This is a genomic window from Rhizobium sp. YS-1r (assembly GCF_000757525.1).
Taxonomy (GTDB): Bacteria; Pseudomonadota; Alphaproteobacteria; order Rhizobiales; family Rhizobiaceae; genus Neorhizobium; species Neorhizobium petrolearium.
The window spans coordinates 38,281-54,415 of record NZ_JPYQ01000012.1 but is presented as its reverse complement, the minus strand read 5'-3'; the positions used below and the strand labels follow the sequence as shown (position 1 = coordinate 54,415).

Genomic DNA, 16,135 nt, shown 5'->3' with positions numbered 1-16,135 from the left:
GTCGGGCCGTTGGTCGCGGTGGGATGGGATTTGGCGGCTCAAGCCCTATTTTACTCACATTCGGGCGGTTACTCGACGAATATCAAATGCAATGGATGACGGACGATTGATCCGCTTTTGCCTTGCGCTCATGTAATCACCGTGCAAAACGCCTCAATCCGTGCGATGGTGTGTTTCACGCGCCGAAGGAAAGCCGAACGGTAGCTGCGATATGGTCAGATTGATTGGTTATCTCTTTGGATTGGCTTGCGTCCTGTTTTTGGTCGTGGCTGCCGGCGTGGGTATTTATCTCAGCGGGATGACCAAGGATCTGCCGAATTACGAGGTGTTGGCTTCCTACGAGCCGCCGGTGGCCACCCGCGTTCATGCCGGCAACGGCGCACTGATGGCCGAGTACGCCCGGGAGCGGCGGCTCTTTTTGCCGATCCAGGCGGTGCCGGACCGTGTCAAGGCTGCCTTCCTGTCTGCGGAAGACAAGAATTTCTACAATCACCCCGGCATCGACATCACCGGCCTCGGTCGCGCAATCATCACCAATCTGCAGAACCTCGGCTCCGGTCGCCGTCCGGAAGGCGCATCGACCATCACCCAGCAGGTCGCGAAGAACTTTCTGCTCACCTCCGACCAGACGATCGACCGCAAGGTCAAGGAGGCTATCCTCTCTTTCCGCATCGAACAGACCTATTCGAAGGACAAAATCCTCGAACTCTACCTGAACGAGATCTTCTTCGGCCTGAATTCCTACGGCATTGCGGGGGCTGCGCTCACCTATTTCGACAAGTCGGTGACGGAGTTGACGACGGCGGAGGCCGCCTATCTGGCAGCCCTTCCGAAGGGGCCGGCGAATTACCATCCCTTCCGCCGGGAAAAGCAGGCGGTCGAGCGCCGCAACTGGGTCATCGATCGCATGGCGGAGAACGGTTACATCACTCAGGCCGATGCGGACGATGCCAAGAAACAGCCGCTCGGCGTCAAGCCGCGCCGCAGCGGCACTCATCTTTTCGCTTCGGACTTTTTTTCAGAAGAGGTCCGCCGCCAGATCATCGACCGTTACGGCGACAAGGCGCTCTACGAAGGCGGGCTTTCGGTCCGCACCTCGCTCGATCCCGATCTGCAGATCATCGCGCGCCATGCCCTCCAGAACGGTCTTCTCGATTATGACGAGCGTCGCGGCTTCCACGGCCCGATTTCCCAGATCGGCATGACGGGCGATTGGGGGCCGGAACTTGCCAAGCTGCCGTCGCTCCGCGACGTGCCGGAATGGAAGCTTGCGGTCGTTACCGACGTTTCGGCGCAATCAGTTTCAGTCGGCCTGCAGCCATCTACCGATTCGAACGGTAAGGTCGATCCCGCTCGTGAAACGGGGACGATTGCCGCCGACGACATGAAATGGGCCTTCCGTGACGCATCCGGCGCACGCAAGACGGCGAAGTCGCCGGAGGGCGTGCTGAAGCCGGGCGATGTCGTCTATGTCGAGCCGATTGATGAAGCGGCAAAGACCTACCGGCTGCGCCAGCCGCCGAAAGTGCAAGGCGGTTTCGTGGCGATGGATCCCAATACGGGGCGTGTGCTCGCCATGGTCGGCGGCTTTTCCTATGCGCAGTCGGAATTCAACCGCGCCACGCAGGCGATGCGTCAGCCCGGTTCGTCGTTCAAACCTTTTGTTTATGCGGCAGCGCTTGATAACGGCTACACGCCGGCCTCTGTCATTCTCGACGCGCCGATCGAGGTCGTTACGGGCGGCCAGGTATGGAGGCCGGAAAACTATGGCGGCCAGTCGGCCGGCCCATCCACGCTCAGAACAGGCATCGAAAAGTCCCGAAATCAGATGACCGTGCGCCTGGCCCAGGACATGGGCATGGAATTGGTTGCCGAATATGCCGAGCGTTTCGGCATTTACGACAAGATGCTGCCCGTGCTTGCCATGTCGCTCGGTTCCGGCGAGACAACGGTCATGCGTCTGGTCTCGGCCTATGCCGTGATCGCCAATGGCGGCAAGCAGATCAAGCCGACGGTCATCGACCGCATTCAGGATCGCTACGGCAAGACGGTCTTCCGTCATGAGGAGCGCACCTGCGAGGGCTGCAACGCCAACGACTGGGCGAACCAGGAAGAGCCGACCGTGATCGATAATCGCGAGCAGGTTCTCGACCCGATGACCGCTTACCAGATCACATCGATGATGGAAGGTGTTGTTGCTCGCGGTACGGCCGCAGGCAAGATCCCGGTGAAGGACCGTCCCGTCGCCGGCAAGACCGGGACCACCAACGACGAGAAGGACGCCTGGTTCGTAGGCTTCACGCCGAACCTGGTCGCCGGTCTCTATCTCGGCTTCGATACGCCGGCGCCCCTCGGTCGCGGCGGTACGGGTGGTTCGCTCTCCGCGCCGATCTTCGGTCAATTCCTGGCGGAGGCCGCCAAGCTGATGCCGGCGGAAAAGTTCCATGTGCCGGAAGGCATGCAGTTCATCGCCGTCAACCGCAAGACCGGCATGGCGGCCATGGAAGGCGAGCCGGATACGATCGTCGAGGCCTTCAAGCCCGGCACGGGACCGGCCGATGTCTTCCAGGTCATCGGCGAGGGCGAATATATGACCCAGGACCAGATTTTCAACAATTCGCCCCAGGCCCAGCAGGCCGTGACTTCGGGCATGCCGGGTCTCTTCTGATCGTATTCTCGATAGGTCGTATATCGGACTCGGGCTTTACATCCGGGTCCGGTGCAACTATGTCCACGGCACCCTTAAATTCCAAACATAGCGGGTAAGAGCAAGCGCAATGCGTGCGGAAATCATCAATGTAGTCGACGAAATCAAGCAGGCCATAAGCCTGCTGAGGAGGCATCTTTGACTGGGACCAGGCGGTAAGACGGCTGGACTGGTTGAACAACAAGGCAGAGGACCCAAACCTCTGGAACGATGCGGCTGAAGCGCAAAAGCTCATGCGTGAACGCCAGCAGCTCGAGGACGGCATCAGCGGTGTGAAAGTCCTCGAACAGCAGCTCAAGGACAATATCGAGCTCATCGAACTCGGCGAGGAAGAGGGCGACGAATCGGTTGTCCGCGAAGCCGAGGATGCCTTGAAGGCACTGAAGGCCGAGGCGGGCCGGCTCCAGGTCGAGGCAATGCTGTCGGGCGAGGCCGACGGCAACGACACCTACCTGGAAGTCCATTCCGGAGCGGGCGGCACCGAGAGTCAGGACTGGGCCAACATGCTGCTTCGCATGTACATCCGTTGGGCCGAGCAGAACGGCTTCAAGGTCGAGGTGCTGGAAGTCCACGAGGGCGAAGAGGCAGGCATCAAGTCCGCGACGATCCTTGTGAAGGGACACAACGCCTATGGCTGGTTGAAGACCGAATCGGGCGTTCACCGCCTGGTGCGCATCTCGCCCTATGACAGCAATGCGCGCCGGCATACGTCCTTTTCGTCCACCTGGGTCTATCCGGTCGTCGACGACTCGATCAACATCGAGATCAACGAGAGCGATTGCCGCATCGATACCTACCGTTCGTCGGGCGCCGGTGGCCAGCATGTCAATACGACCGACTCTGCGGTGCGCATCACGCACATACCAACCGGTATCGTCGTCGCCTGCCAGCAGGAGCGTTCGCAGCACAAGAACCGTGCCAAGGCGTGGGAAATGCTGCGTGCGCGCATGTATGAAGCGGAGCTGAAGAAGCGCGAGGACGCAGCGAATGCGGAAGCGGCATCCAAGACCGATATCGGCTGGGGTCATCAGATTCGCTCATACGTGCTGCAGCCTTACCAGCTCGTGAAGGATCTGCGCACCGGCGTGGAAAGCACGGCGCCGGGCGATGTGTTGGATGGCGACCTGAACGAATTCATGGAAGCCGCGCTTGCGCACCGCATCAGTGGCAAGCCCGACGTTGCCGTTGCCGACGTAGACTGACGAAATGATTTCAAGCTGATCCAAAAAAGCCCTGTCCGCAGGGCTTTTTTGTGCACGGCATCTGTCGCTGCACGTTCGTTCAAGACATGGGATTTGTCGTCATGCTACCGGTTTCTCGATGGGAGACCGGTCATGGACAACATAGTCACCTTCCTCGGTGCCGCCTTCGCTCTGACCGGTAGTCCCGGGCCGAATACGCTGAGCATCGCAGCGGCAGGGGCCGCTTTCGGGGCACGCCGCAGTCTCGGCTATATGGTCGGATTGCTTGCGGGCATGATTGTCGTGATGAGCGCTGTCGCCGCAGGCTTGACCAGTCTGGTATTGGCCATCCCCAATATGCTTCAGGTTCTGGCGCTCCTGGCGGTCGTCTATTTTCTCTACCTCGCCTGGAAAATAGCGACTGCGCCGCCGATTGGCGAGGAAACCGCAGCGGGGAGGGCTCCGACTTTTCCAGGCGGTGTCTTCCTGTCGCTCGTTAATCCGAAGGCCTATGCCGCGATGGGCGCCTTGTTTTCCGGTTTCACATTGGCCGTCGCCGATCCTGCAACGGACGCATTCTTCAAGATAGCTGTGCTGACGCTCGTGATCGCGGCAGTCAATCTGGCCTGGTTGTCTGCCGGGGCCACGCTGACACGTCTGTTTCGCGATCCTCTGGCCAACCGGATCGTCAACATAATTTTCGCGGCGCTTCTTCTCCTGTCGTTGCTGCCGGCTCTGATCCGGTAGGGAAGCTTGTGCCAGGCAGCCCACGGTTTGTCGCGGAGGGCACCTCTTGATGAAGGTGTTTATCGGCTGCATCGGCGGTACGCCGAACACCTTGCGGCGGGTATCAGGCGAACCTGCCCTTGAGGGAATCAAAACGGCCGGGCTTCATTGGCCCCGGCCGTACTGCTTCGAAAGATTCGCCTTCTATTCCGCCGCGGCCATGGCGCCGGCACGGCTGCGCAGCACGACCAGCGACAGCAGGAAGACGATCGTTGAGCAGATCGCGATGATCGTGATCATCGGCAGCGAGGTGCCGTCGACGAACAGGCCACCAACGCCGACGACGATGGCGGATGTCACGAACTGGATCGTACCCATCATCGCCGAGGCCGTGCCGGCGATCCGCCCGTGATGTTCCAGTGCCAGTACGGCGGCCGTCGGGATGATCATGCCGAGGAAGCCGTAGCCGCCGAACAGGAAGGCCGCCATCACGTCCAGCCTGTCGATACCGAGCGACGTGACGAATGCAAGGGTGACCATCATCGCCGCATAGCCGAGCACAGCACCGCGGATCACCTTCCGGAGCCCGATCTTGCGGGAAAGCCAGCCGTTCAGCTGCGACATGCCGATGAAGGCGACTGCGTTGCAGGAGAAGACGACGCTGTAGAAGGAGGGCGAAAGCCCGTAGTGCTCGATCAGCACGAAGGAGGAATTGGCCACATAGATCATGTAGCTCGACATGCCGAAGGAGGCGATGAAGACGAGCCCGAGATAATAAGGATCCTTAAGCAGGGTCGCATAAGATCGGAGCGCGCTGCCGATACTGCTTTCGCTGCGTGCCGCGGGCAGACGCGTCTCCTCCAGGAAAAACGTCGCGACGACGAGACCGAGAGCGCCCGCGCCGACCATGACCCAGAAGATCAGCCGCCAGTCGCCGAAGACGGTGACGATGCTGCCGGCAAGCGGCGCCAGGATCGGTGAAACGCTGAAGACCAGCATCAGCCGCGACATGAGCTGGGCGGCGGCAGGGCCGGTATGCAGGTCGCGGACGATGGCGCGCGAGATGACGACGCCGGCGCAGGCGCCCGTGCCCTGCAGGAAGCGGAAGGCGATCAGCCAGTCGATCGAAGGCGACAGCGCGCAGCCGATCGCGCCGATGGCATAAAGCATCAGGCCGACATAGAGCGGCCGCTTGCGGCCGAACATGTCGGAAAGGGGACCATAGACGATCTGCGATACCGCCATTGCAGCGAAAAAGGAAATGAGGCTCGCCTGCACCGCGTGGCTGTCGGCGTTGAGGTTGGCGCTGATGGTGGGAAGAGCCGGGAGATACATGTCGAGGGCGAAAAGCCCGATAGCGGAGAGCAGCCCGAGCGATAGGGCATGCGACGGTACTCTGCTTTGCATTGGAAAAAACCTTTCCCGTCACCACATCTGCCGTGATACGACAGGGCGGAAGACGATTATGGGAGATGAATATGAAAGCCGGCCGCGGGCGGGGAAATAGGCTCAGGCAATCATGTAAAACATTTTGGACACAATTGTCCAATTGGTCAAGTGCCTGTATGGTCATGTCATGAAAAATTCGTCTGCCGAACTCACGCACGAAGCCGGGATATGGCCGGCGCCACAGAACAAGCGCCAGGCGATCCTGAATGCCGCGGCCGATGTTTTTGCCGAGCAGGGCTTTGCCGGCGCAAGCATCGACGCGATTGCGGCAAGGGCAGGGGTCTCGCGCCAGACGATTTATAACCAGTTGGGCGACAAGGATAATTTGTTCAAGGTCGTGGTATCGGACATTACCGATCGCTCCAGCGCCGGTTTCTTCCGCGTGCTCGATACATTTCCCGTCGCACCACAGGATCTCGAAAAGGAGCTGGCGCTGTTTTCGGCGCAGCTCTTGCGCAAGGCACTGTGCGATCCGAACGGTCGTTGGCTGCGCAAGCTGGTGGAGACGGAAGGCGCGCGCTTCCCAGGGCTTTTCGAGACCTGGAAGGAATACGGACCGGGCAAGAAATATCCCGCGATTGCCGCGCGACTCGCCCAGCTTGCCCATGCAGGGTATCTCGAAATCGACGATCCGGGACTGGCGGCTCGTCAGTATATGGCGCTTCTGGCAACCGACCTGCGCTACGATCAGCAGATCGGCCGACAGACGCCGGAATCGGAAATCGATCGCATGGCGTCGGATGCGACGCGTACTTTTCTGCGCGCATTCGCCCGCAAGCGCTGAGATTTCAGTTATTGAACTGTTCGGCGAGAATTCGGTCGGACCAGGAATGGTTTGGATCGGAGAGGATGCGCGCGGTAATGTCCGTCGATTGCGCCACGCGTACATGCAGGACCGACTTGACTTCCGCATTGTCGGCCACCGCGTTGACGGGGCGTTTTTCCGGTTCGAGGATGTCGATGTCGACGCAGACATGGTTCGGCAGCAGTGCGCCTCGCCAGCGCCTCGGCCTGAATGCCGAGACCGGAGTCATGGCAAGCAGCGGCGCCTCGAGCGGCAGAATTGGGCCATGGGCGGAGAGATTGTAGGCGGTGGAGCCAGCCGGCGTCGCGATCATCAGGCCGTCGCAGATGAGTTCTTCCAGCCTCACATGGCCGTCTATCACGACCTTCAGCTTCGCCGCCTGATATGACTGCCGGAAGAGATAGACCTCGTTGATGGCAAGTGCGACGGATGTCGAGCCGTCCTCGTTGGTGGTCGTCATCTTGAGCGGATGGAATTCGTTCTCGATCGCGTCGCCGATCCGCTCGTCGAGCTTTTCAGTGCGGTAATCGTTCATCAGGAAGCCGACCGAGCCGCAATTCATGCCATAGACGCTCTTTCCCGTATTGATCGTCTCGTGCAGCGTCTGGAGCATGAAACCGTCGCCGCCGAGCGCCACGATCACATCGGCCTCCGCAGTCGGGACGTTGCCATAGAGGCGCACGAGCTCTTCGAGGCCGGATTGCGCCTCCGGTGTTGCGGAAGCGATGAAGGCGAGCTTTTTCGGCTGGGGCGACATGAAAGGACCTTTAACGGTGTCGCCGACTGACGCGGCGCGCAACGGATGCTCTAACCAGGTGAGCTAACACGGCCCGGTGAGGAGGGCCGTGCCGGCGGGACGGTCTTAGGTACAGGAAAAACCGGGTTCCGGACAAGCGCCTTGCGTCGTTGGAACGTGCCGCGGCGGCGCGAGCGGAATGGAAGGTTGATCTGATCGCGACGTTTTTCCCTTTACAGGAAGGAAAAATCTGCTAACTCCCCGTTTCGAAAGTGCCCTTGTAGCTCAGTTGGTAGAGCACCTGATTTGTAATCAGGGGGTCGCGGGTTCGAACCCTGCCGGGGGCACCAGTCATTTCAGGCTTTTTCGCTGCTTCCACACCTCTCGGAAAATCTCGGGGGCACAATGGGGGCAAAAGCAGTGGTCGAGACCACCTCCGAACTCCAGAAATTTCTATCCACTCAGTTCCGGTTCGATGCTGATCTCAGCGAAAAGCTGATTGAGCTGACCCCGCCCTGCAAAGCGTTGCTGGAGCAGTACGATACAGTGATGATGACGGCCGGCGGTGCTGAGGCTGCCGTGGTCGCGTCTTTGGAGGCGGCGGCGAATCGCTTCCTGCGGAGCAACCTCAAGCCGAATAGCAAAGTCAGCCAGAAAGCCACCCTTGAAGCGATCGAGCGTCACAGTCAGGCCCTAATAAGCCTCCTGACGTCGTCAGCGATAGATGGCTCTATCGCTGACCCTTTTCGGAATCAGATAAGGAACGAATTGACGTGATTGGGCAATAAGACGGGAGTTCTCACGGTTCGAAATGAGAAAGACGTATGGGGTGCGGCGGGGCGCCTAATATATCATATGATCCAGTTCGGCATCTCTGAAGCAGGTGAAGCAGAATATATGGTAAACATGAGAAATGCCTTCTGTTGGGGGTACAACTCCTTCGATCTTTCCACGCTCCCACAAAACGAATACGATCATCTCGCTCGCCTATTCCAACAATGTCTTGATGTTCGCGCCTATGCTCCACTGGGCTATCCCGCTGATGAGATGGAAAGTTCTCTTAGGGATCGGATTGCTCGGACGCGTGAATTGCAGGGCCGACGACTACCGCATTGACTGTTTTGGGGGAATTTCCTTTCGCCCCTGTTCTAATTCGGCAGGGAAGCAAAATATTACCTGACACTTTCAATTCTCGCAGTTTGAAAACCGTGTTCTTCTGTCCCTCGAAATGGAGATCAGAGGGCCACGAGAATGCCGCTTATCGCTACCAGACAGCGCAGGCAGAAAGATCCGATCGTTTCGATCATGCTGAACGGCGGCCGGGTGTTCGAGACGACCGATATAGCAACGCGAAGTGGCTTTAAGTTTGAAAGGGCTCGCCATCGCCTAACCACCGCCCATCGAGGAGGGCTAGAGGCCTGCGGCTTTGCGCAGCGCTTCGTTCATTCGGCTCTGCCAGCCTTTGCCCGTTGCCTTGTAATGGTCGATGATATCCGGATCGAGACGCAGAGATACATGCTTGCGAGGCTTCTCAATCGGAGGTCTCCCGCGTCTAGCCCTCTCCCGGTCGATACTTGCGGCAAGATGGGGCAGGGCTTCCCGGAACGGCTTCGCCTTCGCAAGCTCCTCATTGGTCGCTTCCGGCGCATCCGGGTCGGATGCAATCATCCGTTGGATTTCGGCCTCTTCCTCTTTGGTGAGGGGCCTCTTCGATGAAAACTTAGTAGCCATGGACTTTCCTTTCCTTGCTGCTTGCCGGCCGCATTGAAATGACGGAGATGGCTTCGGAGCCAAGCGGCGTGAAGATCACGGCGATGACGATCATGCCCCTGAATTCACCGATGGCCTTAAGCCGATCCTCCCGTGAGGGGATGATGGTGGAGGCCTCGAAGAAATCCATATCGAGATCGGCAAAGTCGAGGCCGAAGTGCTTTTCGATATTGGTCAGGCGCTTGTGTTCATCGTAAGTGATCTCCATGATTTTGTGTAGCACATTTAATGTGTCGCGCCAAGGATAAAAGTGCTACAGAAAATGCAAGGCAGCTCCTCAGGCGAGCATCAGTGAGAGAATGGCAAGGCCCACGATATTCAGCGAGGAATTGGCGGATACAGCAGCGGAGTTTCCTTCGGTTCCCAAACCGCAGCCAGCGCTGGTGATTTATCCAAGCATATCTCTCTGTGGGGTACTCAATACGGCTTTAACGTTACCGGAAATTCGCTGAAAGGCGGTGCGGTCATGACCAGTTGTACCCTCCTCGAAGCGATCGATACCATAAGGCGGAATGGAACGCTTACCTCGCGAAATCCCTGGACGACGACAAAGCCCTGTACTTCTGCGAAGGATCGCTCGATGTTCGTGAGACATGGGAGCCGCCTGCGGAGTGCCGGATGGAGGCCAGCGCCGCTCTCGAGACGCGCTCGAAACGTACGAGGTCGGTGACACCGCCGTCATCCCCCAATGATGAAAGCCACGCTCGGTTGGCTGGAACTGGAAGCACGGCGGAGGGCAGCAGAATGAAAAATCGAAAGTGCCGAGGCGGGACGAAATGTCCGGGCACAGTCGTCCGATTTTGCCGCTACCCGTCACTCGAATTGTTGAAACAGGTAACGAGCTTAGGCTGGGGGCAAACGCTCAGGCCCGCTACACGGCTTACAGGAAGCAGAAGCTCCCCAAGCTGGATGAGAGGAACTTGCGGCAGACCCATCTGCTGACGGCCGGATGCAAAAAAAATGGCCCGTTATAGAGCGGGCCAAGTGGAGTGACTAGGAAAGTACAGGCTTAACTCTTGCCGTCCATGAACGTTCCCGATCGCATCCTTCAAAATGGTGCCTTCAGATACTTCTAAGGAACCGTGGAGTGATCTGCGTTGTTCTGCTTCTATAACCAGGAGGAAGCGTCATGAAGACAATTTCTTTGCTTTCAGTCTCCATCGGGGTTGCTGCTTTCACGTTCCAGCCGAGCTTTGCAGACTGTGTGGACGTAACCGGGTCTGTGAATAAGGAAGCGCGCAGCGGCATCGCCAAGGATGGTACTCAAGCCCCCTTGGAAAGCGGCGCCGTTACGGGAACGCGGACGGAGTCTCCGACCGGGACGACAACGACCAGCGCAGATGCTGGCGGCAATGCTCCTCAAAAAGATGGCCGAGCAATGCCGATGGGTGAGAGCCCCAATCTTGCTACATCTAACCAGGACGTTGTCTCGCAACAAAAGGGTGGTGAAACGGCCGCAGCGACTGCCACAAAAGATAAGTGCAATTGATCTCGGACGGACGCCTTCGTCCGGGATAAAGTATCATTGAACAAAATGATGCAGGTCTATCTGTTGGGCCCAAGGTCTGATTGGGGCGGGCAAAGGTCGGATTGCAGGAACGGCGCCGCGGGGTTCTTGTTCGGAGGGCGCAGTTGTTGGAGGTTCCCATGAAAGATCGTATCTATCGCGCCCGCTGGACAATTTATCCGGTGCTTAGTGGCGTTGTCGGCTTTGCTTTAGCGGCCGTAGTAAACGGCTTCTGATCGGGTGATTTCAGCCACGATTGGCATGCTCACCGAATCTGAAACAAGGACGGCCGGGGGGCTCCACCTATCCCGGCCGTCTGCATCTCATCGGAACCTCTGCCCCAGAGAAATGCGCGGCCAATAGAAATGCAGAGCAGGGGCAAAGCAACCTTGGCGGTGAGCCGACCACCCGGAGTGCTCTAGAGCCGCCAGTTTGCCAGTCAGAGAGTGTTCCCAAGCCTGTTGTGGCGCCCGCTGGCGGAGCATCGAAACCGGCTCGCGAGGCTGGCGACTAGACGAATGGGCTTCTCTCCATCGCGAAGGAAACGAGCTCATGCCGGCCGCTGCGCAAATTTAGGTGAACCAGACATAAAGAAGCAGAGCGATGGCGGCGAGGGTGAGTGTCGCGCCGTATTTCTTGGCGCGCGCTTCGGCGACTCGTTGAATATCCCATTCGTAGATCATGCGGCCCCTCATCAAATCGGATACCGATATTTTAGGTGTGGCTACTTGAGTGAGGCTGGATATAGTGGGCTCGGCGTATGCCATGGGCAGCGTACGCCGAGCCGCCGCAGGGGGGGGTATCCGTGGGGGCGGACCTGCGGCGTCGGGACTGTCCGGCACGCCGCTCTATGGTTCCAGTTCCGTTAGCGAAGAACATGGCTAACGTATCGTGAATACCCACAGGCTGCGTGCCGGGACAGGACAGCGTTACCGCACGCTTGCAGTTCTCATGTGGCGGCGATACGGTTCTTTACCGCTCATGGCGATCAGATGGAGGGATGAGCGGCGATGACTGGAATTCCGACGATGGCCGACGAGCCGTTCTCCGTCTCCTCGGCATGCCGAGCTCGATAAGCCGCCGGCAAGAGTTTTACTGTGAAATGAGTCTTTGGAATCGAATTCTCATTGATCGGCTTCAAGGTTCTGATTTTCTTGAGAAAAACCCTTGTGTGCGCTGCATATTCTTCAAGCGACTGGACCGTGTTTCCCGGTTGGTCACGGCGACGCTAAAGAACTGATATAAAACTGTCACAAAACTGTTATGTAGCCCCTGTAGAGGGGAGGCGGCGCCAGAGCGTCAATCGGAATTCTACGGGAGAAAATCCATGAAGAAGTATCTAGGAAGCTGCGCAGTCGCCGCAATTCTGCTGGCCACCGCGGGCGTCGCAACTGCTCGCGATCAGATCCAGATCGCCGGCTCCTCCACCGTCCTTCCCTACGCGTCGATCGTTGCTGAAGCCTTCGGTGAAAACACCGACTTCCCCACTCCGGTCGTTGAATCCGGTGGCTCGGGCGCCGGCCGCAAGAAGCTGTGCGAAGGCGTGGGCGAGAACACCATTGATATCGCCAACTCCTCCTCGCGCATCAGCAAAGCTGACATCGAACTCTGCGCCAAGAACGGCGTTGCTGAAATCCAGGAAGTCCGGATCGGCTACGACGGCATCGTCTTCGCCTCGGACATCAATGGTCCGGAATATGCCTTTACCCAGGCTGACTGGCACGCCGCGCTTGCCGCCAAGGTTGTGAAGGATGGCAAGTTGGTCGACAACCCCAACAAGGCCTGGAACGAAATTCGCGCCGACCTTCCGGCACAGCCGATCCTCGCCTTCATTCCGGGTACCAAGCACGGTACCCGTGAAGTGTTCGATGAAAAGGTCATCATCGACGGCTGCAAGGAAGACGGCACCTACGACGCTCATCTGGCTGCCAACAATGGTGACAAGGCCGCAGCAACCAAGGCTTGCATGGCGCTGCGCACCGATGGTGTCTCGATCGATATCGACGGTGATTACACCGAGACGCTCGCCCGCGTTGCCGCCAACAAGAACGGCATCGGCGTGTTCGGCCTGTCTTTCTACCAGAACAACACCGACAAGCTGCGCGTAGGCACGATGTCCGGCATCATGCCTTCGGTCGAGACGATCGCCAAGGGCGAGTACCCGGTTTCCCGCCCGCTCTATTTCTACGTCAAGAACGCGCATCTGGACGTGGTCCCGGGCCTGCAGGACTATATCGAGTTCTTCGTTTCCGACGACATGGCTGGCCCGAACGGTCCGCTGGCGGCCTACGGTCTGGTTTCCGATCCGGAACTGGCCAAGACCCAGGCTGCCGTCAAGGCACGCACTCCGATGGGGCCGCTGAACTAATTCAGACGCCGTTCCGGCGGCGCGTACGCGCCGCCGGTCTCTTTTCGCTTGATGGGTGGCGGGCAAGATGGACGTGGGCATCATTATCCTAATACTGGCGGTGCTTGCGGCACTGGGTCATGTGGTCGGCAGGCGGCGGGCGCTGGCTCTTGCCGCGAAGAGTGGGGTCAAGCTCCATTCCCTTCCCGGTTATTATGGCCAGACCGTCGCATTGTTCACGGCCGTTCCGGCCTTTGTCGTTCTGGTCGCCTGGCTGTTTGTTCAGCCGGGGATTGTCGAGAGCCGCGTGAGTGGCATGATCCCCGACAGCGTAATCCCGGAGGGCGGTGCGCGCAGCCTGGTCATGTCCGATGTACGTCGCATCGCGGGCGGTCTCGATGCCGTTCTGGCGCGGGACGGGCAGAGGGGAGCGGATGTTCCCATCGAAGCGCTGGACTTCAACAATGTTCGCGGCCGCCTGGCGGAAGTTGGGGTGGCCTTGGGCGGCGACGTGCCGTCTGAGGTCTTCGAGGCGGCGAAGGCCTTCAGGGAGAACTCCAGGACCGGCAATCTAATGATGACGGTTGTGGTTCTCGCAATGGCCGTTGTTCTCGGCATGCTTGCCTACCGGCGGATAGAGCCGGAGCTGCGTGCGCGCAACATCAGCGAGAGTTTTGTCAAGTCGTTGCTTCTCGGGGCCTCCCTGGTCGCTATCTTGACGACGATCGGCATTGTCGGGTCGTTGATTTTCGAGACTTTTGAGTTCTTCCAGCGTTATCCGGCGCAGGATTTCTTCTTCTCCACCGTGTGGAATCCCCAGTTCCGCGGAGGCTCCGATCTCGGCATTCTGCCGCTGCTCTGGGGCACTTTCTATGTGTCGATCATCTCCTTGATCGTCGCCGTTCCGCTTGGCTTGATGATCGCGGTCTTTCTTTCCGAATATGCCGGGCCGACGACGCGCGGTATCGTCAAGCCTGCGATCGAGGTTCTGGCCGGCATCCCGACGATCGTCTACGGCCTCTTCGCCCTGGTCACCGTCGGTCCTTTCCTGCGCGATTGGCTGGCGCAGCCGCTCGGTCTCGGCACCTCTTCGTCTTCGGTGTTGACCGCTGGCCTGGTGATGGGAATCATGATCATTCCCTTCGTCAGCTCGCTCTCCGACGACATTATCAATGCCGTGCCCCAGGCCCTTCGCGACGGTTCCTACGGACTGGGGGCCACACAGTCGGAGACTATCAGACAGGTCGTTCTGCCGGCCGCCTTGCCCGGTATCGTGGGTGCAATCCTGCTGGCGGCAAGTCGCGCGATCGGGGAAACCATGATCGTGGTCCTTGGCGCGGGCGCTGCGGCGAAGCTTGACCTCAATCCTTTCGAGGCGATGACAACGGTCACCGTCAAGATCGTCAGTCAGCTGACGGGCGATACGGAGTTCGGAAGCCCCGAAACGCTGGTTGCATTCGCGCTTGGCCTGACCCTCTTCGTCATAACGCTTGGGCTGAACGTGCTGGCCCTTTACATCGTGCGCAAATACCGGGAGCAGTACGAATGACCGACGTGACCGTATTCGGCAACCCAGCCGTTCCGGCAAAGGGAAAGTCCCTTCTTGCCCTCGATGAACGAACCCGTCGTCGCAACAATGCGGAGGCCCGGTTTCGCCTGATGGGCAAGATCGCCGTGGCGATCGGTATCGTCGCACTGATCGGCCTCCTGCTGTCCATCCTGTCGAACGGCCTGTCGTCGTTCCAGCAGACCTACATCACCCTCAACGTCAATCTCGACGCTGCCGTTCTCGACAAGGCCGGCGATCGCAAGCCGGAGAACATCGCGAAGGTCTCGACCTTCGGATATGCGCCCATCATCGAGAAGGCGCTCCGCGACGCGATGGCGCAGAAGGGCATCACCATCGACGGCATGAACGCAAAGGCCGCCGCCGAGCTGATCTCCAAGGAGGCTCCCGCCGATCTCCGCAGGTTTGTGATGGCCGATCCGTCGGTGATTGGCCAGACCCATTCCTTTGATCTTCTGGCCGCGGGCCGTATCGACGGATATTACAAGGGGCGCGTGACGATGGAGAGCGCGAAGCTCGACCGCAATACGTCCCCCGACCAACTGATGCTGGCGGACAAGCTCAAGGAGGCGGGCATTCTGACGACCCGTTTCAACTGGAGCTTCTTCACGGCGCCGGACGCCTCCGATACCCGGCCTGAAGCGGCGGGCCTGGGGATTGCGGTCATTGGCTCCGTCTATATGATGCTGATCGTGTTCGTCCTGTCGCTGCCGATCGGCGTGGCTGCATCAATCTATCTTGAGGAATTTGCGCCGCAGAACCGCTTCACCGATCTGATCGAGGTGAACATCTCGAACCTTGCCGCGGTTCCCTCGATCGTCTTCGGTATTCTGGGCCTTGCCGTACTGATCAATTTCTTCGGTCTGCCGCAATCGGCGCCGGTTGTGGGGGGGCTTGTTCTGACCCTGATGACGTTGCCGACGATCATCATCGCCACTCGCGCCGCCCTCAAGGCCGTTCCACCGTCTATCCGCGACGCAGCGCTCGGTGTTGGCGCATCGAAGATGCAGTCCATCTTCCATCATGTTCTGCCCTTGGCGATGCCCGGTATCCTGACGGGGACGATCATCGGGCTGGCCCGAGCTCTCGGGGAGACTGCGCCTCTGCTGCTGATCGGCATGGTCGCCTTCGTGCGCGAATATCCCGCCGGTCCGCCGGATGGCTTCTTCGATCCGGCGTCGGCGCTTCCGGTCCAGGTCTATAACTGGACGCAGCGCGGCGACCCGGCATTCGTCGAACGTGCGTCCGGTGCCATCATCGTGCTTCTGGTATTCCTGATCCTAATGAACCTGGTCGCAATCATTCTTCGCCGCCGCTTCGAGCGCCGTTGGTAAAGGGGT

Annotated in this window: 13 protein-coding genes and 1 tRNA gene; 10 read left to right on the top strand and 4 right to left on the bottom strand. The window is 59.2% G+C overall.

All coding sequences use genetic code 11. The annotated features are described in order from the left end of the window. Window positions 1-211: 211 nt before the first annotated feature. The 3 genes from JL39_RS11400 to JL39_RS11390 all read left to right on the top strand — a co-directional run bounded on the left by JL39_RS11400 (window position 212) and on the right by JL39_RS11390 (window position 4,635). Window positions 212-2,668 carry a penicillin-binding protein 1A gene (locus JL39_RS11400; RefSeq protein ID WP_037150067.1) on the top strand — a complete coding sequence of 819 codons (2,457 nt, stop codon included), beginning with the start codon at window positions 212-214 and terminating at the stop codon, window positions 2,666-2,668. A gap of 109 nt (window positions 2,669-2,777) precedes the next feature. Further along, a protein-coding gene (gene prfB / locus JL39_RS11395) for a peptide chain release factor 2 (protein WP_161784755.1) occupies window positions 2,778-3,909 on the top strand; the annotation gives its coding sequence in 2 pieces (ribosomal slippage) (window positions 2,778-2,846 and window positions 2,848-3,909; 1,131 coding nt in all). A gap of 132 nt (window positions 3,910-4,041) precedes the next feature. Next, window positions 4,042-4,635 (top strand): LysE family translocator, encoded by a 594-nt coding sequence (locus tag JL39_RS11390; RefSeq protein WP_037150061.1) that lies wholly within the window; start codon window positions 4,042-4,044, stop codon window positions 4,633-4,635. Window positions 4,636-4,818: 183 nt separating this feature from the next. Here JL39_RS11390 and JL39_RS11385 read toward each other — a convergent pair whose 3' ends face one another. Further along, entirely contained in the window at window positions 4,819-6,021 is a 1,203-nt protein-coding gene (locus JL39_RS11385; protein WP_037150059.1) for a multidrug effflux MFS transporter, read from the bottom strand. Window positions 6,022-6,190: 169 nt separating this feature from the next. Here JL39_RS11385 and JL39_RS11380 point away from each other — a divergent pair, with 169 nt between their 5' ends. Next, window positions 6,191-6,847 carry a TetR/AcrR family transcriptional regulator gene (locus JL39_RS11380; RefSeq protein ID WP_052182831.1) on the top strand — a complete coding sequence of 219 codons (657 nt, stop codon included), beginning with the start codon at window positions 6,191-6,193 and terminating at the stop codon, window positions 6,845-6,847. Window positions 6,848-6,851: 4 nt separating this feature from the next. Here JL39_RS11380 and JL39_RS11375 read toward each other — a convergent pair whose 3' ends face one another. Beyond that, on the bottom strand, window positions 6,852-7,625 hold the full coding sequence (locus tag JL39_RS11375) for an NAD kinase (protein WP_037150056.1): 774 nt from the start codon (window positions 7,623-7,625) through the stop codon (window positions 6,852-6,854). Between the two features lie 253 nt (window positions 7,626-7,878). Here JL39_RS11375 and JL39_RS11370 point away from each other — a divergent pair. Together JL39_RS11370 and JL39_RS30515 are read left to right on the top strand one after the other, a co-directional pair. Beyond that, a tRNA-Thr gene (locus JL39_RS11370) sits at window positions 7,879-7,954 on the top strand. 55 nt (window positions 7,955-8,009) lie between these two features. Further along, a complete protein-coding gene (locus JL39_RS30515; protein ID WP_052182822.1) occupies window positions 8,010-8,381 on the top strand; it encodes a hypothetical protein in 372 nt (123 codons plus the stop codon). Between the two features lie 633 nt (window positions 8,382-9,014). On the opposite strand, the gene JL39_RS11365 is transcribed toward JL39_RS30515, so the two are convergent. After that, window positions 9,015-9,335 carry a BrnA antitoxin family protein gene (locus tag JL39_RS11365; protein ID WP_037150054.1) on the bottom strand — a complete coding sequence of 107 codons (321 nt, stop codon included), beginning with the start codon at window positions 9,333-9,335 and terminating at the stop codon, window positions 9,015-9,017. After that, entirely contained in the window at window positions 9,325-9,582 is a 258-nt protein-coding gene (locus tag JL39_RS11360; protein ID WP_037150051.1) for a BrnT family toxin, read from the bottom strand. The genes JL39_RS11365 and JL39_RS11360 overlap by 11 nt, the downstream gene beginning before the upstream one ends. 921 nt (window positions 9,583-10,503) lie before the next feature. Here JL39_RS11360 and JL39_RS11350 point away from each other — a divergent pair. The 4 genes from JL39_RS11350 to pstA all read left to right on the top strand — a co-directional run bounded on the left by JL39_RS11350 (window position 10,504) and on the right by pstA (window position 16,129). Then, window positions 10,504-10,863: a hypothetical protein gene (locus JL39_RS11350; RefSeq protein WP_052182821.1), complete on the top strand. Its 360-nt coding sequence runs from the start codon at window positions 10,504-10,506 to the stop codon at window positions 10,861-10,863. Between the two features lie 1,345 nt (window positions 10,864-12,208). Then, on the top strand, window positions 12,209-13,249 hold the full coding sequence (locus tag JL39_RS11345) for a substrate-binding domain-containing protein (protein WP_037150045.1): 1,041 nt from the start codon (window positions 12,209-12,211) through the stop codon (window positions 13,247-13,249). Window positions 13,250-13,316: 67 nt separating this feature from the next. Continuing rightward, complete coding sequence (pstC, locus tag JL39_RS11340) at window positions 13,317-14,777, top strand: phosphate ABC transporter permease subunit PstC (protein ID WP_037150042.1); 1,461 nt, start codon at window positions 13,317-13,319, stop codon at window positions 14,775-14,777. After that, on the top strand, window positions 14,774-16,129 hold the full coding sequence (gene pstA / locus JL39_RS11335; RefSeq protein ID WP_037150039.1) for a phosphate ABC transporter permease PstA: 1,356 nt from the start codon (window positions 14,774-14,776) through the stop codon (window positions 16,127-16,129). Before pstC ends, pstA begins: the two co-directional genes overlap by 4 nt. The last annotated feature ends 6 nt before the right edge of the window (window positions 16,130-16,135 follow it).